Origin of the sequence: Martelella endophytica (assembly GCF_000960975.1) — a bacterium.
GTDB lineage: Bacteria > Pseudomonadota > Alphaproteobacteria > Rhizobiales > Rhizobiaceae > Martelella > Martelella endophytica.
The window spans coordinates 862716-882909 of the sequence record NZ_CP010803.1 but is presented as its reverse complement, the minus strand read 5'-3'; the positions used below and the strand labels follow the sequence as shown (position 1 = coordinate 882909).

The 20194-nt window shown below is 61.6% G+C and carries 18 protein-coding genes and 1 pseudogene; 9 read left to right on the top strand and 10 right to left on the bottom strand.

The genetic code is table 11. The features are described from left to right. Positions 1 to 4 precede the first annotated feature (4 nt). Complete coding sequence (locus TM49_RS04070) at positions 5 to 1105, top strand: NADH:flavin oxidoreductase/NADH oxidase (RefSeq protein WP_045684739.1); 1101 nt, start codon at positions 5 to 7, stop codon at positions 1103 to 1105. A gap of 155 nt (positions 1106 to 1260) precedes the next feature. Here TM49_RS04070 and TM49_RS04065 read toward each other — a convergent pair whose 3' ends face one another. Beyond that, positions 1261 to 1956 (bottom strand): DUF1028 domain-containing protein, encoded by a 696-nt coding sequence (locus TM49_RS04065; RefSeq protein WP_045679647.1) that lies wholly within the window; start codon positions 1954 to 1956, stop codon positions 1261 to 1263. A gap of 24 nt (positions 1957 to 1980) precedes the next feature. Beyond that, positions 1981 to 2769, bottom strand: coding sequence for an aspartate dehydrogenase (locus TM49_RS04060; RefSeq protein ID WP_045679646.1), 789 nt, complete (start codon positions 2767 to 2769; stop codon positions 1981 to 1983). 121 nt (positions 2770 to 2890) lie between these two features. Here TM49_RS04060 and TM49_RS04055 point away from each other — a divergent pair, with 121 nt between their 5' ends. From TM49_RS04055 to TM49_RS04025, 7 genes are all read left to right on the top strand, one after another. Further along, positions 2891 to 3604, top strand: coding sequence for a GntR family transcriptional regulator (locus tag TM49_RS04055; protein ID WP_052699706.1), 714 nt, complete (start codon positions 2891 to 2893; stop codon positions 3602 to 3604). Between the two features lie 75 nt (positions 3605 to 3679). Continuing rightward, positions 3680 to 5203 carry an ABC transporter substrate-binding protein gene (locus tag TM49_RS04050; protein WP_045679645.1) on the top strand — a complete coding sequence of 508 codons (1524 nt, stop codon included), beginning with the start codon at positions 3680 to 3682 and terminating at the stop codon, positions 5201 to 5203. 68 nt (positions 5204 to 5271) lie between these two features. Next, complete coding sequence (locus TM49_RS04045; protein WP_082074611.1) at positions 5272 to 6402, top strand: M24 family metallopeptidase; 1131 nt, start codon at positions 5272 to 5274, stop codon at positions 6400 to 6402. A 45-nt stretch (positions 6403 to 6447) separates the two neighbouring features. Beyond that, entirely contained in the window at positions 6448 to 7365 is a 918-nt protein-coding gene (locus TM49_RS04040) for an ABC transporter permease (RefSeq protein WP_045679643.1), read from the top strand. Positions 7366 to 7369: 4 nt separating this feature from the next. Continuing rightward, complete coding sequence (locus TM49_RS04035) at positions 7370 to 8206, top strand: ABC transporter permease (RefSeq protein WP_052699705.1); 837 nt, start codon at positions 7370 to 7372, stop codon at positions 8204 to 8206. Further along, on the top strand, positions 8199 to 9179 hold the full coding sequence (locus tag TM49_RS04030; protein ID WP_045679641.1) for an ABC transporter ATP-binding protein: 981 nt from the start codon (positions 8199 to 8201) through the stop codon (positions 9177 to 9179). Before TM49_RS04035 ends, TM49_RS04030 begins: the two co-directional genes overlap by 8 nt. Before the next feature lie 19 nt (positions 9180 to 9198). Further along, complete coding sequence (locus tag TM49_RS04025; protein WP_244464792.1) at positions 9199 to 10143, top strand: ABC transporter ATP-binding protein; 945 nt, start codon at positions 9199 to 9201, stop codon at positions 10141 to 10143. A gap of 146 nt (positions 10144 to 10289) precedes the next feature. Here TM49_RS04025 and TM49_RS04020 read toward each other — a convergent pair whose 3' ends face one another. The 7 genes from TM49_RS04020 to TM49_RS03990 form a co-directional block, all read right to left on the bottom strand. Beyond that, complete coding sequence (locus TM49_RS04020; protein WP_045679639.1) at positions 10290 to 10916, bottom strand: DUF1989 domain-containing protein; 627 nt, start codon at positions 10914 to 10916, stop codon at positions 10290 to 10292. Positions 10917 to 10924: 8 nt separating this feature from the next. Further along, complete coding sequence (locus TM49_RS04015) at positions 10925 to 12919, bottom strand: CocE/NonD family hydrolase (protein WP_045679638.1); 1995 nt, start codon at positions 12917 to 12919, stop codon at positions 10925 to 10927. Between the two features lie 78 nt (positions 12920 to 12997). Beyond that, the gene (locus TM49_RS04010; RefSeq protein ID WP_052699703.1) at positions 12998 to 14560 is read right to left on the bottom strand and encodes an ABC transporter substrate-binding protein; all 1563 of its coding nucleotides are present in this window, start codon (positions 14558 to 14560) and stop codon (positions 12998 to 13000) included. Between the two features lie 33 nt (positions 14561 to 14593). Further along, positions 14594 to 15595, bottom strand: coding sequence for an ABC transporter ATP-binding protein (locus TM49_RS04005; protein ID WP_082074610.1), 1002 nt, complete (start codon positions 15593 to 15595; stop codon positions 14594 to 14596). Continuing rightward, the gene (locus TM49_RS04000) at positions 15592 to 16563 is read right to left on the bottom strand and encodes an ABC transporter ATP-binding protein (RefSeq protein ID WP_201777027.1); all 972 of its coding nucleotides are present in this window, start codon (positions 16561 to 16563) and stop codon (positions 15592 to 15594) included. Before TM49_RS04000 ends, TM49_RS04005 begins: the two co-directional genes overlap by 4 nt. Beyond that, positions 16563 to 17447: an ABC transporter permease gene (locus TM49_RS03995; protein ID WP_082074609.1), complete on the bottom strand. Its 885-nt coding sequence runs from the start codon at positions 17445 to 17447 to the stop codon at positions 16563 to 16565. Before TM49_RS03995 ends, TM49_RS04000 begins: the two co-directional genes overlap by 1 nt. A 3-nt stretch (positions 17448 to 17450) precedes the next feature. Then, positions 17451 to 18395 carry an ABC transporter permease gene (locus tag TM49_RS03990; RefSeq protein WP_045679636.1) on the bottom strand — a complete coding sequence of 315 codons (945 nt, stop codon included), beginning with the start codon at positions 18393 to 18395 and terminating at the stop codon, positions 17451 to 17453. 180 nt (positions 18396 to 18575) lie between these two features. On the opposite strand from TM49_RS03990, the gene TM49_RS03985 reads away from it, so the two are divergent. Beyond that, positions 18576 to 19319: a GntR family transcriptional regulator gene (locus TM49_RS03985; RefSeq protein WP_045679635.1), complete on the top strand. Its 744-nt coding sequence runs from the start codon at positions 18576 to 18578 to the stop codon at positions 19317 to 19319. Between the two features lie 515 nt (positions 19320 to 19834). On the opposite strand, the pseudogene TM49_RS22910 reads toward TM49_RS03985, so the two are convergent. Then, positions 19835 to 20035, bottom strand: a pseudogene (locus TM49_RS22910) (AbrB family transcriptional regulator); the annotation flags it as partial. Between the last annotated feature and the right edge of the window lie 159 nt (positions 20036 to 20194).

The window sequence follows — 20194 nt, the reverse complement described above, 5'->3', positions numbered from 1 at the left end:
TGCAATGACCAAGCTGTTTACGCCCTTCGAAATGCGGAGCCTGACGCTCAAGAACCGCATCGTCGTTTCGCCGATGTGCCAGTATCGCGCGGTGGATGGCAGGGCCAATCATTGGCATACGGTGCATCTCGGCAATCTCGCGCTGTCCGGTGCCGGCATCGTCATCATCGAGGCGACCGCGGTCGAGCCCGCCGGTCGCATCACGCCCGGCGATCTCGGGCTTTACGACGATGCCACCGAAGCCGCCCTCAAGACCACGCTGGAAGCCGTGAGAGAGGTTGAGAACTGCGCCGTCTTCATCCAGCTTGGTCATGCCGGGCGGAAGGCTTCCAGCCACAAGCCCTGGGACGGCGGACAGTTGATTCCGCTGGAAGAGGGCGGGTGGGAGACCTTCGCCCCGTCTCCGATCGCGCTGAAGGACGGTGACCGCCTGCCGAGCGAAATCGATGCCGCTGGCCTCGTGCGCATTCGTGACGACTTTGTCGATGCGGCAAAGCGGGCCGCCCGTCTCGGTATCGACGGGATCGAGCTCCATGCAGCCCACGGCTATCTCCTGCACGAGTTCCTCTCGCCACTGTCCAACCATCGCACGGATGCCTATGGCGGGTCGCTCGAAAACCGGATGCGGTTTCCGCTGGAGGTCTTCGAGGCCGTGCGGGCCGCTTTCCCGGCCGACAAGCCTGTCGGCGTGCGCGTTTCCGCCTCCGACTGGATGGAAGGCGGATGGGATTGCGACCAGACGGTCGCCTTTGCCAAGGCGCTCGCCGCCCGCGGTGCCGATTTCATCGATGCCTCGTCCGGCGGCCTCGTGCCGCAGCAGCAGATCAAGCCCGGCCCCGGCTATCAGGTCCGCTTCGCTGATGCGATCCGCAAGGAAACCGGCCTCGCCACCTTCGCAGTCGGCCTGATTACCGATGCGGCGCAGGCGAATGCCATCATCGAGGAAGGCAAGGCGGATTTCGTGGCGCTCGGCCGCAGCCTTCTCTACGATCCGCGCTGGCCCTGGCACGCCGCCGCCGATCTCGGCGCCACCATCGATGCGCCGCCGTCCTACTGGCGCGGCCTGCCCGCCGACAAGGCCGGGCTGTTCCGGACGACACGCTAGCGAGCTGTTCCCTCGCGACCGGGACCAGCATCGGCGAAACGGACAGGGGCGCGGATCTGGTGCTCAGAGCGCCGGCTGTCTTTGGCGCACCAAGGGCGCCTTGTCGTTGTGATCCTGCGGTACGCCGGAAAGTAAAACGCTCCGGCCGAATGGGTTTATTGACGCTCTCCCTCTCGGGCTTGCCGTGCACGCCAGTGGTCGTCGCGCTCCATGTAGGGGTCGGTGGCGCGTTCGACGTAGTAGGGAATGAGGGGGCGGTACCAGTCGTAGAGCTTCCTCAGTTCCGCGACGGCGCCTTCGGCGCGGTCGACGCGAAGGTCGATTTCAGCAAAATTGTCTCGGTCATAGACGAGAATGCCGCCCGAAAACTGGCCGTCGGCCTGACCGCCCGCTTCCGTGCCGGCCTCGATCGCGGCCATAAGACGGTCGGCGAAGGCGAGGTCGCTGCGGTCCTTCATGATCGCCGCCATGGCGTTCACGACCTCTTCCGAGATGACGGCGTTACCCATGGCCACGAACTGCTCCCCGAGGATATGGCCGGAAAAACCATTTGTCGTCGGGCCGCTGAAGGCGGCCGTGTTGCCGGCGACATCGACGATGCCGATCTGCCGGCGCTGGATATGCGGATCGCTGGATTTGAGTTCCTCCAGCACCTTTGGCGCGGAGTAACCCTGGCTGATGAGGCGGGCGCAGAGCTGCGTCAGCGGCGGGCTGGCGATGAGCTGCACGCTCGCGGCACCAAAGTGAGGAACCACGACGGGGCAGCGCGCACCTACGACCGGAGCGCGGGTGGCAATGACAACGCCAAGGCGGGCGGTATCAGGGTCGCGGGCAACGACGGTATAGGTCATGACAAGTCTCCTGTTCTAGTGGGTTCATGCGGGGACGGCGATCGCTGCACGGCTGCGACGCAAGGCGGAAATGACGCTCTGGGCGGTGATGGCGGCCGTACGGGCATTGGCTTCGCTCGGCCGGTTCTGGATCGTCAGATCGAAACGGCCGAAGCGACCGCTCACCTTCAACTCAGCCTGATTGGTCGTCGCTTCGTGATCTGCGACGACAGTGACGCGCGTTTGATCGAAGCCAACGCCGGCCAGGGCGACGGCCGCGGCGATGTTGGAGTTTCGGGGAAAGGCGATTGCGGCATCGCGGGCCGTACCCGTCGACACGATCTGGGTCATGCCCGGCTGCAGGTCGACGCCGGGAAAAGCCGCGTGCGGCTTGCGCTGCACGAGTTCGACCGAATCGAGACCCAGTTCCCGTGCGGCGGCAAGCGAATCGAGCGCGCCGATCGCGCCGCTTGCCACATGCAGCCTTGCACCGGACTTTGCGATGGCGGCGTTCACGGCCGCTTCCACGACATCATCCGCCAGAGCCGCAACCGAAACCGCAATCACGTCGCAGCCGTTTGCCAGCACGCTGGGTACCAGCGTGGCGAACGCTTCCGGGCCAGCGGCTTCGATGACCAGATCGGGCGTGCGCGCCAGAAACCCCTTGAGATTGCCGCACCAGATCTCGGACGCACCTTCCAAGGGAGGTGTGCGCGTCAGAACCGCAGTCAGAACGAGACCGGGAAGTGAACCGCTTTCGATGGCCGCAGCGATCGCGCCGCCGATCGCACCTCTGCCGATCAAACCGATCGAAGTGTCGGGCTTAAAACTCATACCTAGCTCCTGCTCAAGTCGGGTGTCTCGCATTGCGAGTCGCTCAAACATTTCTAGACTCATGTCGGTCGGTATGCTAGTGAGTCTGTCAGACAAGATTACCGAAAGACGGAATTGTTGAATGTTCACAGTGACACGCGTCACCGCACCGGTCAGGACACAGGTTCAGGACGGACTCCGGACCATGATCTCGGAAGGTATTCTTCTGCCGGGGGACAGGCTCGTCGAACGCGAGCTGTGCGAGCAGCTTGGCGTGAGCCGTCCGCTCGTCCGCGAGGCGATGCGCTCGCTGGAGGCCGAGGGGCTTCTGCAGGCGGGCGTCAGCGGCGGGCTTTTCATCAGGACATTGTCTCTGGAGGAGGCTGAGGAAATCTACGTGGCGCGTGGCGTGCTGGAAGGCGGCGCCGCCATGTCCTTTGTGCAGAAAGGGACGGCCGAAGACCTTGCCGCGCTGCGCAGCGAAGTCGTCAAGGTTGAGGTCGCGCTTCAGACGGGCGATCCGCTGGGCATGCGCAGGGCCAAGAACGCATTCTATGAAGCCCTGATCCAGCGTTGCGGCAACGGCACCATGGCGGAGATGCTACGCATCATCCACGGGCGCATCCAGCTGCTGCGCAGCATCACGCTGGCGGAGCCTGATCGCATGCCAGCCGCTGTGGCCGAGATCAGGGCCATTTTCGACGCAATCGAGGCCGGCGACGCTGAGGAGGCGCGTCGACGGTCTGCTTTGCACATCGCAAACGCGGCTGCCGCGATGAAGGCCAACTGGGCCAGGCGAAGTGGCCACGAGGCTGAGACGGATTCTGCCAACCAAGAGGAGGTTGGTGGGAAATGACGATCGTTTCCGCGGTCGTCGAAAGGTAAGGGGCGGTCCACGTCCCCAAGTCATAAAAGGAAAGGGAACTAAAACATGCCTCCTAAGACGCCTTCCTTAACACGCCGTGGGTTCCTTGCCGCTAGTGCGGCCACTGGAGCGCTCGCCGCATTCGCGGGCTTTCCCGCATTCGCACAGGGTTCGGATCTTGTCGTCGCGGTTCAGGGACTGCCGGATTCGCTGATCACCGGCTTCAGCAGCTTTGCGTCGCTTTCGGTCATCAAGCAGATGCTGGAATCGCTCGTCTCGCGCCAGAATGACGGATCGCTGGTCCCCGGTCTTGCCGCGAGTTGGGAAGCCAAAGACGACTCCACTTGGCTCTTTCATCTTCGCGAGGGTGTCGTCTTTCACGACGGCAAGCCGTTTACCGCCGCGGATGTGAAGTTCACGCTCGACTATGTGCTTGACCCGGAAAACAATTACGGTTCGCGTGCCCGCATCTCCCAGATCAGCTCCGTCGAGATTGTCGACGACACGACCGTGCGTATCGTTACTGACGGACCGTTCCCGACGCTTCTGAATGGTCTTTCCAACATCGTGATCGAGCCGAAGCACTACGTCGAATCCGTCGGGCGCGACGGCATGACAACAAAGCCGATGGGAACGGGGCCGTTCGTGCTGAATGAATGGACGCCCGGAGACAGGATCTCCTTTACCGCATTCGAAGATTACTGGGGCGAGCCGCCGGCTTCCGCAACCCTTACGCTGCGTCAGGTGCCGGAAGGCTCCACGCGCGTCGCAAGCCTTATGGCGGGTGAAGTTGCAATTGCCGAAGAGCTGCCGATCGACCTTTTGGGAACTATCGACAAGTCCGGCACTGCCGTCGTCGATGCTGTCGAGTCGACTGTCGGCCTGCTTTTGACCTTCGACACGAGCCTCAAGGAATTCAGCGATCCGCGCGTCCGTCAGGCGCTGAACTACGCCGTCAACAAGCAGGCGATCCTCGACAAGCTGCTGATGGGCCGCGGCACGGTGTTGCAGGGCCAGATGCTGACCAGCAACACGTTTGGGTTCAACCCCGATCTGGAGCCCTTTTCCTACGACCCGGAGAAGGCCAAGGCGCTGCTCGCCGAGGCGGGCTATCCCGACGGTTTCGAGACCTCGATCACCACACGGTCCGGCAAATATCTCGCCGATGTCGACATTTGCAATGTCATTGCCGCGATGTTCGGGGATGTCGGCGTGAAGACGACGGTCAATGTCGTCGAGCAGGGCGTCTATTCGAAGATGTCGACCGCGCACAATATGGGTCCGATGCACATGGTCGGCTGGTACAGCCTCGGCGATGCCGACTTCGCGATGGTCTGGTTTACCCAGGCTTCGGGACGCGCTTACTGGGAAAACGACGAATACGAGAAGGAGTTCGTCGCCGGCCGTTCAACCGTGGATACCGAAGCCCGTCTTGCCGCCTACCATCGCATGACGGAGATCATGCACGAGGAATGCCCCGCGGTCTTCCTCTTCGGGCTGCCGACAGTCTACGGCAAGTCGACCGGGCTCGAGGGCTGGGGCGCACCGTCCGACAAGATCCTTCGCATGCACGACGCGAAGCTTTCCTGAAATGACTTAGCCGTTCCGAACCGATCTCCGGATTCGGAACGGCCCCCACCTCCAAGGAATTCAAAGACATGAAAACTGCTGCAGACGCCATGGGGGATATCCCCCGCCTGCGCGCTGAGCTCGAGGCCAGCGAATTCGATGCAATCGTCGCCTGCTCGCCCGAAAACGTCCGCTATATCTCCGATGTCATGATCGACACAATGAAGTCGATCCGCGATCGCCTGGGCTTCATCGTCTGGGCCAAGGGGCGCGATCCGGTCTTCATCCTGTGCCAGGTCGAAGAGGCCTATGTGCGCCAGAAGACCTGGATCGAGGATATTCGCGGCTATCGCGAGTTCTTCGTCAAGCCCACCGATCTTCTGGCCGATGTGCTCAAGGAGCTGGGTCTTGCCGATGGCAAGATCGGCATTGAGCTTGAATATTTCGCCGCGAAATATCTGCTGTCGCTGAAGGAACAGCTTCCGAACCTCAAGGTCGATGCCTGCGATCCGTTGTTTCGCAAGGTGCGTTCGATCAAGACCAGCCGCGAGGTTGCGACGCTCCAGGAGGCTTTCCGCGGAACGGAAAAGGCCATGCTCGCGACCTTCGCGACCACGCGCGTCGGTGAGACCGAATACAGTCTTTCACGCCGGCTGGCCGACGGGATCATGCTGTCGGGTGCCGATATCGTCGCCTTCAACCATATCAACGCCGGCCCCAACACCGGTTTCCCGCACGCAGCACCGACAGGCTATCAGGTGCAGAAGGGCGACTATGTGAAGGCCGACAGCGGCGGTTGGTATCCCGGCGCCTATCCGTCGAATGTCGGACGCACCGCGAAGATGGGCAAGCCCACCGCCGAAGAACAGGACATCTGGAAGCGGCTCAGGGAAATCCATCACACGATCGCCGATATGCTCAGGCCCGGAAACACCGGCGGTCAGCTTTTTGATGTGGCTGCAAAGCTTCATGCCAAACACGGCCTTCCGTTCCCGTTTGCCCATAACGGCCACTCGATCGGGCTTGAGCTACATGAGTATCCGATGATCAAGCCGGAAGAAAACACGGTTTTCGAACCCGGAATGGTGTGCACGGTCGAAACGCGCATCCGTTTCGTCGGCGAGAAAGGGCTTCACATGGAAGACCTCTACCACATCACCGAGAGCGGGCCGGTGCTTCTGTCCGACGCCTTCGACAACGAGGAGATCCTGGTCGTCTGATCGGGATCGACTTTCCCGGCCAACCAAAGTCAGACGGGAGACAGCGTGTTTCAATTCACAATCCGGCAACTGATAACGGTTCCGATAACGCTGCTGCTGGTGATTACCGCAACCTTCTTCGTGTTGCGGCTCACCGGTGATCCGGCGACGCTTTATCTCGATATCACGGCAACGCCGGAACAGATCGAGACATTGCGTCGTCAGCTGGGGCTTGATCAGCCGCTGATCGTCCAGTACTGGCGCTTTCTCGCCGATATCCTGACGCTTGATTTCGGGCGGTCGCTGCAGTTTCAGGCGCCCGCCCTCGACATCGTGGTGAGCCGTCTCGGCGCTACCTTCGAGTTGATCGGCGCATCTTTGGTGCTGGCGCTGGTTTTCGGCCTGGTCGGCGGTCTGGTCTCGGCGATCTACAAGGATCGCTGGATCGACATGGTGATCTCGACCGTCGCCGTGGCCGGACAGTCGATGCCGAGTTTCTGGCTCGGCATCCTGCTGGTGCAGCTTTTCGCGCTGCAGCTCGGCTGGCTCCCGACCTCGGGCACGGGCGGGCTTAGATATCTTGTCCTGCCCGCCGTCACCCTTGCCGCCTTCATTGCGCCGAACCTCGTGCTGATCACCCGCACGGCGGTGCTGGAGGCAGGCGCTGAGCAATATGTCACGACCGCCCGGTCGAAAGGGCTGAAGAAGGGCTACATACTGCTCAGGCATGTGCTGCCGAACGCGCTCAACCCGATCATCAGCTTCTTCGGCCTGCAGATGGGCCGGCTGGTCGGCGGCTCGGTGGTCACGGAAACGATCTTCGCCTGGCCAGGTATCGGCCGGCTGATGATCGGCGCGGTCTACCAGCGCGACGTGCCCGTGGTGGTCGCCACGGTCACCATCACCTGTCTTGCAATCGTGCTCGCCAACCTTGTCGCGGACCTGCTTCTTGCGATGGTTGATCCGCGTATCAATCTGGATTGAGCGGATGTTCGGAGCCCGTTTCAAGATCATCGTCGGAACGCTGATCGTTTTCATCTTCGCGGTCGTTGCAATCTTCGCGCCTCAGATTGCGCCGTCCGATCCGCTCACGCAGGACCTGTTCAACCGCCTGAGCCCGCCGGTCTGGAGCAGCAAGGGAAGCTGGGAGCACATTCTCGGCACAGACAATTATGGGCGTGACGTTCTCTCCCGGCTGATCTACGGCGCACGCGTTTCCATTCTTGTCGGCATCAGCTCCATGCTCTTGTCCTGTACCATCGGCTCGCTTGCCGGCGTGGTCGCGTCCTATCGCGGCGGCCGGCTCGGAACCTTCATCATGCGCTTTGCCGATGCGCATCTGGCCTTCCCCGAAATCCTGCTCGCAATCCTGATCGTGGCAACGCTCGGCGGTAGCCTGCTGAACATCGTGCTCGTGCTCGGCGTCTCCTCCTGGATGGTTTATGCCCGCGTTGTCTACGGGCTGACGCTATCGCTGAAGGAGCGTCCGTTCATCGAGGCGGCGCGTGTGCAGGGCGGGGCGGGGTGGTACATCATCCGTCGCCATATCCTGCCGCATCTGCTGCCGATGATCATCGTCATCTCGACCCTGCAGGTGGCGCAGATGATCCTGACCGAGACGGCGCTTTCCTTCCTCGGCCTCGGCGTACCGCCGCCGACACCGAGCTGGGGCAATGTCCTGGCCGAGGGGCGCGACCGTCTCTTCGTCGCGCCGTGGGTTGCCGACAGCGCCGGCGTCGCCATCATCCTCGTGGTCTGGGGTATCAACATGCTCGGCAACGGCCTGCGCGAACGGCTCGATCCGAGAGGAGGCGCGCATGGCTGACAACTCCCCGCTTCTCGATGTCCGCGACCTGACGGTGAAGTTCAATTCCGGCGGCACGCTTCTGCCCGCCGTGGAACGCTGCTCGTTCTCGGTGAAGCCGGGCGAAGTTCTCGGGCTTGTCGGCGAAAGCGGTTCAGGGAAATCGGCGACCGCCATGGCCATGATCGGCCTCCTGCCTGAAAGTGCTAAGGTCGAGGGCGAGGTCCGCTTCGCGGGCCGCAACCTCGTCAACCTGCCGGAAAAGCAGATGACGGCGCTGCGCGGCCGGAGGATTTCGATGATCTTCCAGGACCCCATGTCGTCGCTGAACCCGGTTCTGACGGTCGGCCGCCAGATCGCCGAGACCTTGCGTGCGCATCACGGCTTGCAGATGAAGGATGCGCTGATCCGGGCGAAGGACCTGCTCGACAGGGTCAAGATCCCCGATGCAGCCGGGCGGCTCAAGGCCTATCCGCACGAGCTCTCGGGTGGTCTGCGCCAGCGGGTGATGATCGCCATGGCGCTTGCCTGCGAGCCGGAGATGCTTCTGGCGGACGAGCCGACGACCGCCCTCGACGTCACCGTGCAGGCGCAGATCCTCGACCTCCTGATGGATCTGCGCGAACAGTCCAACCTGTCGATCCTGTTGATCACCCACGATCTCGGCGTCATCGCCAATTTCGCCGACAGGGTGGCGGTGATGTATTGCGGGCGGGTGATGGAGACGGCCTCGGTCAATGATTTCTTCGACGCGCCGTCGCATCCCTATTCGCAGGCCCTCATCCGCTCGATCCCGGGCCGAGAGGAGGTGCGCCGGCTGGAGACCATCCCCGGAACCGTGCCGAAGCTTGCCGATCTGCCGCCGGGCTGTCGTTTCGCGACCCGCTGCGCGCACCGCATGTCCGCCTGCGATGCGGCGCTTCCGGAACCGCGTCCTGTCACCGCCGGTCACACATCCGCCTGTATCAGAGCTTTCGACCATGCCAAGACCTGACCGCACAGAAACGCCCCTGATGGAAGTGCATGCCCTCGAGAAACGCTTTCCCGTCGGCCGCAGGCTTCTGTCGCACGAGCCGAAAGCATGGCTGCGCGCCGTCGATGGCGTCGATCTCAGGCTCTATCGCGGCCGCACGCTGGGCCTTGTCGGCGAATCCGGCTGCGGAAAATCGACGCTCGGGCGCGTTCTGATCCGGCTTCTGGAGCCGACAGGCGGCGCCATCGAGTTCGAGGGAGAGAATATCTCACGTCTCAAGGGGCGAAAGCTGCAGGCACTGCGCAGGCGGTTCCAGATGGTGTTTCAGGACCCGATGGGCTCGCTCGATCCGCGCATGAAGATCGGCGACAGCGTCGCTGAGCCGATGTATCTCAACGGTATCGAAAACCGGCGCGAGAAGGTCGCCGAGATGCTGGAGGCCGTCAGCCTCTCGCCGGAAATCGTCTCGCGCTACCCGCACGAATTCTCCGGCGGCCAGCGGCAGCGCATCTGCATTGCCCGCGCCCTGACGATGGAACCGGATCTCATCGTCGCCGACGAGCCGGTTGCCGCCCTCGACGTCTCCGTTCAGGCGCAGATCGTCAATCTTTTCCAAGACATCCAGGAGAAGATGGGGCTCGGCTATGTTTTCATCTCTCACGACCTCGGCATCGTCCGCCACATCGCCGATGACATCGCGGTGATGTATCTCGGCCGGATTGTCGAAGAAGGGCCGGTCAGGACGGTTCTCGACGATCCGCGGCATCCCTACACGCAGGCGCTCGTCTCGGCCATCCTGCCGCCGCGCCCGACGGGCAAGCGTTTCCGGCCGCCGGTTTCCGGCGATCTCCCGAGCCCGATGAACATCCCGAAAGGATGCCGTTTCGCTTCACGGTGTCCGATGGCGCAGGACATCTGTCGTCAGGAAGATCCGCTTCTGAAGCCGGTCAGGCCCGGCCATCGCGCGGCCTGCCACTTCGCCTGATTGGGACGCGCCCCAGTCCGCTTCAGCCGATGGTGAGCGATTGCTCCGTTTCCACGTCGAAAAGGAAGATAGTCGGTTCGCAAACCATGGCGCGTCGATGGGCACGTGCCGGCAGGCCGGCAATTCGAGAGGTGCCTCACGAAAGTTCAGGTGCTGCTCTTGGCGCGGTGGACATGCAGTTCGATGTCACGCGGAACGCCGTCTTCGCCGTTGATGACGATCAGGTCCTGGGGGCAGGCGGAGACGGCGAAATAGCAGTCCATCTCCGCGCGCAGGCGGACATACTGGCCGCGCTTCGTCGTGCTCGGCATATCTCTCAGCGTATTGTTGTTTTCGACGATCGTTTCCATGAACAGGTTCCACGGCGTCGGCACACGATGGAACGGCACGCCGAGCTTCTCGAACTGACCCTTCAGGTTGTCGCTGCAATTGGCATGATAGCCCTTGTGGCCGTAAAAAATGTTGTAGCTCGGCTCGCAACAGGCGGGGCAGAGCGTGTCGTGAATACCCGGAGAGGTGTCCTCGACAAAGGTCATGATCGTGCGCCAGGCGTCGGTGCACAGCGCATCGCCGGGTTTGAAGTTCAGCCGGTAGTGCAGCACATGGCTGTGCTCCATCGACATGTATTCCGCCGGATTGTCGCGGGAAAACGCCCAGGTGTCGACGACCTGGCCGCCGTGCGTGTTCACGACATCAACCATATCTCCGGCATTGAGCGCGATCATGCGCCCCTGCCGCGCGGGAACCTTCGTTACGTCAACAATGTCAGTCATGATTTGCCTCAATAGTCAAAATGCTGGGTCCAGTTGCGCTCGAATACGAGGCGGCCGGCCTCATGAGCGGTGAAGCGCGATCTCAGCGCCAGTTTGCCACCCTCCCAGCAGACCTGCGTGTCCGTGTCGATCGATACTTTCCAGCCGTCGCGTTCATAGGTCTGGGAAAACTGAAAGCCTGCACGCGCGGACTGCCCCTGACGCGGCAGGATTGCATAGTCGTGGTCATAGCGGCCCGTGATCTTGAGCCCGTCGATCTCCCAGGTCGACGGCGTGTCCTGCGAACAGACTGCGACCTTGCCGCTGGCCTGATCGAGGGTCATCCACCGTCGATACTCCGGAGCGACATGGATCACGCTTTCGACAGGGGCGGCATGAACGGCCTCACCGAACTCCGGCTGTCTGAGGTCGGCTTCCGTCGGCATGCCCGGCAGTGTCAGCTTCAGACTTCCGGGCTGAAGCCTGATGGCATTTTCGGTGGGCTCCGGCCAGATCATCGGCCAGTAACTTGTCGAAAGAGCAAGCCGCAACCTGCTGCCCGGCGAAAACCGGTGTGCGACCGCATTGATCGGGATCTCGACGTCAAAGGGCTCGTCCGGTCCGATGCCTTCGAGGCGTCTCAGGCGTCTTGCGATAAATGTCACCCGGGCCGACCGGCCATCGGCGAGAACTTCATTCAGCCGGATGACCAGCAGCGCGCGGCCTGGCTTGAAGGCAACTCGAAGCCGCAGCACAGCATGGCCAACGAGATGCAGTGGCTTTTCAAGGCAGCATGTTTCGAAACAGAGCGATTGCCCGTCATCAGCGCTCTGGTCACCGGCAAATTCGGGTCCGTTGCCGCCCGCATCAAGCGGGCACCATTCGCCGCCGGTCGCACCCAGCGTCAGCGGGCTGTCGAGCACGATTTCGCGTTCCGTCTCGCCCGGCGTTTCGCAAAGACAACGATCATCTGCAAACAGGACCGTTTCCGGCCGTTGCGAAGGCCACTGGTCAAGGCCGATCCAGTGCCCGCCGATTTCGGGCGATGCGGCATCCGGTTTCGGGTCCTCACCGGTCCAAAGCCGCAGCATCGGCTCGTCCATGATGCCGGTCGCCTCGCCTAGCAGCCAGTGGCGCCACCAGCGCATGCATTCCTGCAGGAAGCCGATCTGCGGGCCTGGCTGACCCCATGTCGGGTACATATGTGTCCACGGGCCGATCAGACCCTTGCGGGGCACATTCAGGTTTTCCATCAGGCGCAGGATCGGATCGGAATAGCCGTCAACCCAGCCGCCGACAGCAAAGACGGCGCATTCGATGTCGTTATAGTTTTCGCAGACCGAGCCGTGCTTCCAGAAATCGTCCCGTTCCATGTGCGAAAGCCACCCGGAAAGCGGCGGCTCAAGGCCCTCCAGTCTGCTCATCCAGATATCGTGCCAATCCTGCCCGGCATGTTTCGGGTCGGCCGGGCGGCCAAGCTGGGTGAACAGACCTGCACCCCACTGCAGGCCGTCGTTCAGGAGCGCGCCGCCCATGAAATGCACGTCGTCACTGTAGCGGTCATCCGTCGAACAGGCGGTGACGATCGCCTTCAGGGCCGGCGGACGGCGCGCGGCAATCTGCAGGCCGGCAAAGCCGCCCCAGGAAATGCCGATCATACCGACATTGCCGTTGCACCAGTCCTGCGCTGCGAGCCAGGCGATCACTTCCAGCGCGTCGTCCTGTTCCTGCTTCAGGTATTCGTCGCGCAAAAGCCCTTCCGAATTGCCGGAGCCGCGAATGTCGACCCGGCAGGCGGCAATGCCGTTCTCGGCGAAGTAGCCGTGCATCATGCTGTCGGCAAGCGCAGTGCCGTCGGACTGCCGATACGGGATCCATTCGAGAACGACGGGCACTTCCGAGGCTGCAGGCGTTTCCGGCAGCCACAGACGTGCTGTTAGCTTCGTTCCATCGGAAAGCGGAATGACGATCTGCTGAAAGGGCGCCGGCCTGTCGCCGGTCACGCGCACGGAGAAATTCTGCAAGTTTATTGTTCCGGTTTGTCTATGCCGGTTGGCAATGAAAGGCAGGGGCGGGTCTCTTGTGACCCGCCCCCGGTTTCATCAGGCTTCCTTGAAGTCTCTCAGGAAAGCGATCTGCGCATCGGGCTTGAAGGCAGGCGTGATACCGGGCTTCGTGACCCAGGCGTTCACACCATGATAGAGGAACACATAGGCTCCTGTTTCCTCCAGTTCGTTCTGCAGCTCGATATACATCTGCTCACGTTTTGCCGGATCGGTTTCCTTCACCGCTGCAGCGTTCTTCTCGTCCCATTCCGGCGAGCAGGTGCGCTGGAAATTCCATACGCCGACCTGATCGCAGGTGAACCATTCCGTCACCCAGCTCGGGTCCGGCGTGGTGGTGAACGGCTCGATGATCAGCTCGATGTTCTGATAACCACCGCCCTCATTGTCCTGGGCTTCGGCAATCATCGTGGCGCTGTCCATCTGGCGGATCGAAAGGTTGATGCCGACGGCGGCAAGCTGGGCCTGCAGCACCTGAGCGACAATCATGATATCCGGGTCCGTTCCGAAGGAGAGAGACAGGTCGAGACCGTCGGCGCCTGCTTCCTGCAGCAGTGCGCGAGCCTGATCGGGGTCATAGCCGTAGAGCACCTCATCGCGGGCGCCCATCAGCGGCGGCGGCACCAGACCGTAGGCCGGATCAACAACGCCGCCGAAGGTCGCATCGACGATTTCCTGAACATTGACGGCGTGCTGGATAGCACGGCGCACCTTGATGTCGGAAAGCTTCGGACTTTCGACATTCATGCCGATCCAGGAATAACCGAGCGCCGGTTTGACCGTCAGGGTGTTGTCCGTGCCCTCATAGGCGGGAATCGAATTGACGGCGATTTGCGTGCAGTCGAGGTCTCCGGCTGTGAAAGCGGTCTCGGCCGAGGTCACGTCCGCAATCGGATAAAGCTGGATCTCGTCATAGAAGGGCTCTGGTCCGACCCAGCCCGGATTGCGGGTGAGACGAATGATTTCGCGCGGCCGCCATTCGGCAAGCTGATAGGGACCGCCGCAGGCCAGCGGGTCGGTCGCAATGTCCGGCTTGCCGGAGGCTTCGACGGCCTTTTTCGAAATGATCAGGCCGGATGCGTTCGGCAACGTCGAGGTGAAGAGCGGCGCGAAGGCCTCCTTCAGGCGGATGACGCCGGTATATTTGCCGGTCACTTCCACCTGATCCAGGGCCGCCCAGTCGGAGCCATAAACCGCGTTTACGGCCGGATCGGCAAAACGCTCATAGGAAAACTTGACGTCTTCCGCCGTCATTTCGCCGAAACCGTTGGTGAACTGAATGCCGGGGCGCAGTTCGAACTTGATGTTGAGTGGATCGCTGTCGTCAAGAACGGTGGCCGCATCCAGCTCCCAGTCCCAGTTGTCGCCATCGCTATAGCGCACCAGGCCGGAGAAGATCGCAAACATCACCGTTTCGTCGTACCAGCCACCGCGGCTGGCAGGGTCGATACGTTCCATGTCGCCGTCATTGCGGATCTTCAGAACCTTGTTTTCCTGCGCACAAACTGCGCTCGTTCCGGCCATGTTGCCAACGGCAAGGGCCAGTCCGCCTGCGCCCAGTCTCTGCATCGCCTGGCGTCGGGTGATCTTGAATTCATTCATGGTCAGTCAATTTCCTTCGTTTGGCTTTATGTTTCAGTCTTGGGGTCTGGAGGTTTGCATCGGCTTTCTGTCGGGCCAGGCAAAATGACAGGTTGCGACATGGCCATTCTCGCCACGGCGTGCGGCGGGGGCCTTTTCAGCACAAATGGCGCGGGCGACCGGACAGCGGGTGCGGAATTCGCAACCGGCGGGGCGGTCCTTGAGGCTTGGAACCTCACCGGCAATCAGCCCGTCGACGTCGATCGTTTCCTTGGCAGCGAGAAGCGCCTTTGTGTAAGGGTGCGCTGGCGAGCGGAACACCTGTTCGGAGGGCCCTTCCTCAACGATCCGACCGAGATACATGATCGCGATCCGGTCGGTGACATGGCGGGCGACGGCAAGATTGTGGGTGATCAGCAGGAAGCTTACGTTCAGCCGGGCCTGCAGGTCGTTCAAAAGGTTCAGGAGCTCGCCCTGTACGGAGAGATCAAGTCCTGCGGTCGGCTCGTCGGCGACAACCAGCTCCGGTTCGAGCGCCAGCGCGCGGGCTACGGTGACGCGGCGAGCCTGTCCGCCGGAAATTTCATGCGGATATCGGTCGGCGAAATCGGGTGACAGGCCGACAAGTCCTAAAAGCGCGATGGCCTTCTCCCGTCGATCGCCTTCAAGCACGTTATGCACCACGAGAGGCTCGGTAACCGAAAGTCCAAGGCGCATGCGCGGATCGAGCGACGCTACCGCATCCTGAAACATGAAGGCGGTCTTGCGGCGCATGCTGGGCCAGGCGCGGTCGGTCTGCGAGGTCACGGTATCCTTGTCGAGGCGGATCTGACCGTCGGAGATCGGCGCGAGCCCCATGATCGCGCGGCCAAGCGTTGTCTTGCCGCTGCCGCTCTCGCCGATCAGCCCAACGGTCTTGCCGCGTTCGATGGAAAGCGAGGTGCCGGGCAGAACGGTCACGTCTTTTGCAGCACCGCGCAGGCGCTCCATGAAGCTTGCTGCCGGATAGCGAACCTGCAGGTCGTTGATTTCGAGGAGATTGTCTTTCTTGGTCATGCCGTCACCAGATGACAGGCGCTCTTCCAGCCCGCGCCGCAGCTCAGAAGCTTTGGTTTCTCGATCGCGCAGCGGGCGAAGGCGGCGGGACATCGTTCAGCGAAGACGCAGCCCTTGCGCGCGGCCCCTGGCGGCGGAACAGTGCCGGGGATGGTCGGCAATGTTCTGGTTGGCCTGTCGATGCGGGCCGGATCGCAGTCAAGAAGCGCTCTGGTATAGGGATGTTGCGGGTTGGCAAGCACGTCGCTGACCGGCCCGGTCTCCATCAATTCGCCGGCATAGAGCACGGCAACCCGGTCGCAGAGCCGCGACACGACGCTGATGTCGTGGGTGATAAACACGGTCGCGCCGGTCATTTCGGCCTTGGCATCCCGCATGATGGTGAGAATCTGGGCTTCCGTGGTCGCATCCAGAGCCGTCGTCGGCTCGTCCGCGATCAGAAGACGCGGCTCGGCCAGAAGGGCTGCGCCGATGGCTACGCGTTGACGGCTGCCGCCGGAAAGCTGATGCGGAAACTGGCGCATGCGAAGTTCGGGATCGGAAAGGCCGACGCGGGCCAGCATTTCTGTCGCGCGGTTCCAGCGCTCGGTTTTGCTGAGCCCCTTCTGCCAGTGCTGAAACTCGACCATCTGCTTGCCGATCCGCATGACCGGATTGAGCGCCGTGAAAGGATCCTGGGCAATGGCCGCAATCGCGGATCCACGCAGGCGCCTGCGCTCGGTCTCGCCAAGCTGCGTCATCTCCTGGCCTTCGAACTGCACAGTGCCCTCGACCCGAGCGCCGGCTGGCAGAAGGCCAAGCATGGCGGCGGCGAGGCTCGACTTGCCCGATCCGCTTTCGCCGACCAGACCGAGCGTTTCGCCGGGCGCGACATCGAGCGAGACATTGCGCACGGCCCGTACGTCTGACGCGTCGCCGGGGTAGACGATGCTGACATCATTGAGGGAAAGGACCGGTTCCATACTCATCAGCGCCTCGTGACCTTGCGGGGATCCAGAACGTCGCGCAGGGCTTCGCCAAGGAAGGTGAATGCGATTGTCGTGATCACGATGGGAAGGCCCGCTGCGACCGCGATGTGCGGCGCCTGGCGGACATAGGTGTAGCCCTCCGCCAGCATGTTGCCCCAGCTTGATTGGGGCGGTTGCACGCCCTGCCCCAGAAAGCTGAGGCCGGATTCGATGCCGATCACGGCGGGAATATCCATGGCCACAAGCACGAAGATCGGCCCGATGAGGTTGGGCAAAAGGTGCGAGGCAGCAAGCCGGATGCGGGAACTGCCAATGGCTTCGGCGGCGACCACGAAATCGGCATTGCGCAGGACGAGAACCTGATTTCGAACCACGCGGAAATATCCGGGCGCCATGGAGGCGGAAATAACGAAGATCAGCGTCGTCATCGACGGCCCGTAGATCGAGACCAGGACCAGCGCGAACAGCACCAGCGGCAGCGACTTGACCGAGTCATTGATCAGAACCAGAAAACTATCGATGATTTTGGAGCCAAGACCGGCGATCATGCCCATGACCATACCTGCGGCCAGCGCGCCGGCCGTTCCCAGAAGCGCGACCTTGAAGGCGGTGCGGGTGCCATAGATCACCCGACTGAGGAGATCGCGGCCAAGCTGATCGGTTCCCAGCCAGTGGGCAAGCGATGGGCCCTGCATTCTGACGCGCGGCGCAATCGCATTCGGGTCATAGGGAGCGACAAGCGGTGCGGCAATCGCTGCGACGATGAAGAGAGCGATGACGATGGTCGCGATTGCGCCCGTCGGATTGCGCATCAACCTTCTGAAGGTTGCAAACCGGGCCGGCCGGCTGGCAATCGGTGCAATATCCTGCGTGACTTCACTCATCGGTCAACCCTTTTCTGCCAGTCGGGGGTCGAGGATCGCAATCGCCATGTCCGCCAGAAAATTGGCGACGACATAGAGCGCGGTGGTGACCACGACAGATCCGAGAACGACCGGAAAATTGCGGCTGATGACTGCGTCATAGGCCATTGATCCAAGCCCGGGACGGGAAAACACGACTTCAACGAGGACTGCGCCGGACAGAAGATTGCCCATGCCGACGCCCAGAACGGAAATCACCGGAACGATGGCGATCGGCAGAACGCAACGCAGCACGATGCGCAGATTGCTGATGCCATAGGTCTGGAAGGTACGGACATGCGGCTCGGCCAGCGTTTCGAGCATAGCGACGCGCACCAGACGGGCGATATAGCCGACCCAGGCAACGCCGACGGCAAAGGCGGGAAGGATCAGATGATGGATCTGGTCGCCGATATGGCCCGGTTCGCCGGCGCCGATCGATGGAAACCAGCGCAGCTGAACCGAAAACAGGATCAGGGCGTAAATTGCCATCAGAAATGCCGGCAGGGCGACCACACTGGTCGAGATCAGCCCGATGATCCGGTCGATCCAGGTATCGGGCCGCATGGCTGCCCAGATGCCGAGCGGAATACCCATCAGGGCAGCCCAGCCAAGCCCCGTGACGGCCAGAAGAACGGTCTTGGGCAGTGCGGAAAGCACCATCGCCGTCACCGGCCTCTGATTGAGGATGTCCGTGCCGAGATCGCCATGAAGCAGCGACCAGATGAAATTCAGCGCCTGCATGACAAGCGGTTGGTCAAGCCCCATGCGCTGGCGGAATGCTTCCTTTTGCAGCTCGCTCGCCCGTGGCCCCAGCGCGATTGTCGCGGGGTCACCGGGGACCGTGTAGATCAGCAAAAAGAGGATCGTCATCGCGACGAGCAGCACTGCTACGCCCAGCAATAATCGTCTTATGAAATAGCTTGCCATCGGCTCCGTATCGTCTGGTTCCGTGAGTACGACGCGTAAGAATATGGATATGCCCAACGCGGCCCGTGCCTCAAAGGAAGAGGCGTTTGAAGTACGCACCATAATATATTACAGTGGACATTGCAAATAAGGTGCCAACCTTTTAAGGTTCGGCTCTGGAATTGGGGCGAGCAGGGAAGCATGGCAGCAGAGCGTATTTTCAGTTGGCGGGAAGACGACACGCAGCGCGGCGGAAAGCCTCCGTCGCTGACCGACAAGGCGTACAGGCGCATTCGCGAGAACATCGTGGAACGCAGTCTCGAGCCGGGGCATGACTTTACCGAGGCGGAGCTGGCTAAAAATCTGGAGATGAGCAAGACGCCGGTCCGGGAAGCTTTGGGGCGGCTGCAGATGGAGGGGTTCGTCCAGGCGATCCCGCGACGTGGCTACATGGTTACGCCACTGCATATGTCCTCGATCCGGGATCTCTTCGCCTTCCGTGCGCTTGTCGACGGCGAGGCGGCAGCACTTGCAGCACGGAAAATCTCGACTGAGCAATCCGATGAACTAAAGGCGCTTCTAGAAGCCAGCGAGCAGAGTGCGCCGCGCGCCAGGCCCGACGCCACCGAAATCGCCCGGATGATTCTGATCGACAATGCATTTCACGAGATCATTGCGATTGCCTCTCGCAATGAAAGGCTGCATCGCTGCATTGTTGGCGTTCTCCGCGAATTCGAACGGTTTTATCACATCGAGGCAAGTCATCCGGAATTTTACGGAAGCGATTTCGTCGGACATACGGATGTCTACGCCGCGATTGCAGCCGGAGATCCCGAAACGGCGCGCGTCACAATGCATGCTCACCTGGAAAGTTCACGCCAGGTGCTGATCAAGGGGATCACAGAGGGCGGCGCCGAAGAAGGCGCGCAGTCTGCCTGGCTTTAGTATCCTTGCAGGTGAAGTGGAACCCGGCTCCCTATTAGAAATTCCTTTAAAGCAAATGACATGGCGCTTCTGCGTTGCCTCTGCTGAAACAGACATCTTCCCGCAAGCTAGGCAATCATGTGAGAAGGGGGAGGGATCCATTCTGTTAGCGCATGAGAAGGTATTGGAGCAGAAGTTGAAGAACCGGCGTCCGCTTCTCTCCTTTGGGTTCAAGCAAACCAGTTTTCAAATTCTGCCCCCGCAACCAAATCTGACAATATCAAACACAAAAGCCCCCGCAAAAACGCGGGGGCTTTTTGCTGTTCTATTCCCGCTGTCATAATTATTCGGTCGCGGAGAGATTATTCAATCCCGTGAGATGGGAAAAGGATATGTTGAAGGGGTGTTCGGCCAAGCTGAGATGTCTCCTGCAATCTTAAACGCAAGCACTCCCACCGGTTCTGCAGGAACAAGGCGCGGCATCACGAGCGCAGCGAAGCCGCGTCTTGCCCACGGTAGCCCTGAAAGCAAAGCCTTCACGCCGCTGCAACGGGTCTGGCGGCGGATCTCCGGGCCTTCATCCCCGTGCGACCCGGATTGACCAAAATCGGCAGCGTGACGTGCAGCATCACGATACGATAGACGTGATGCCTGGCGACGTAGACCGGGTCACGATTCAATTCCAGTGCCATTGATGCCATCGCTTCGACACCGACCGGTGCAAAGGCAACCCAGGCCTGGCCAAAAGGGCAGTGTCAGCAATTGCACCGTGATAAAGCTTGCGCCTGCCGAAACTGCCACGGCGACAAACGCCACCAGAAGTCCGTAGCCGACGAAGCGTTTGAGTGATGTCGGGTTTTGCTCCATTCTTGGAGCGCCGTAGCGTTAATCCGGCA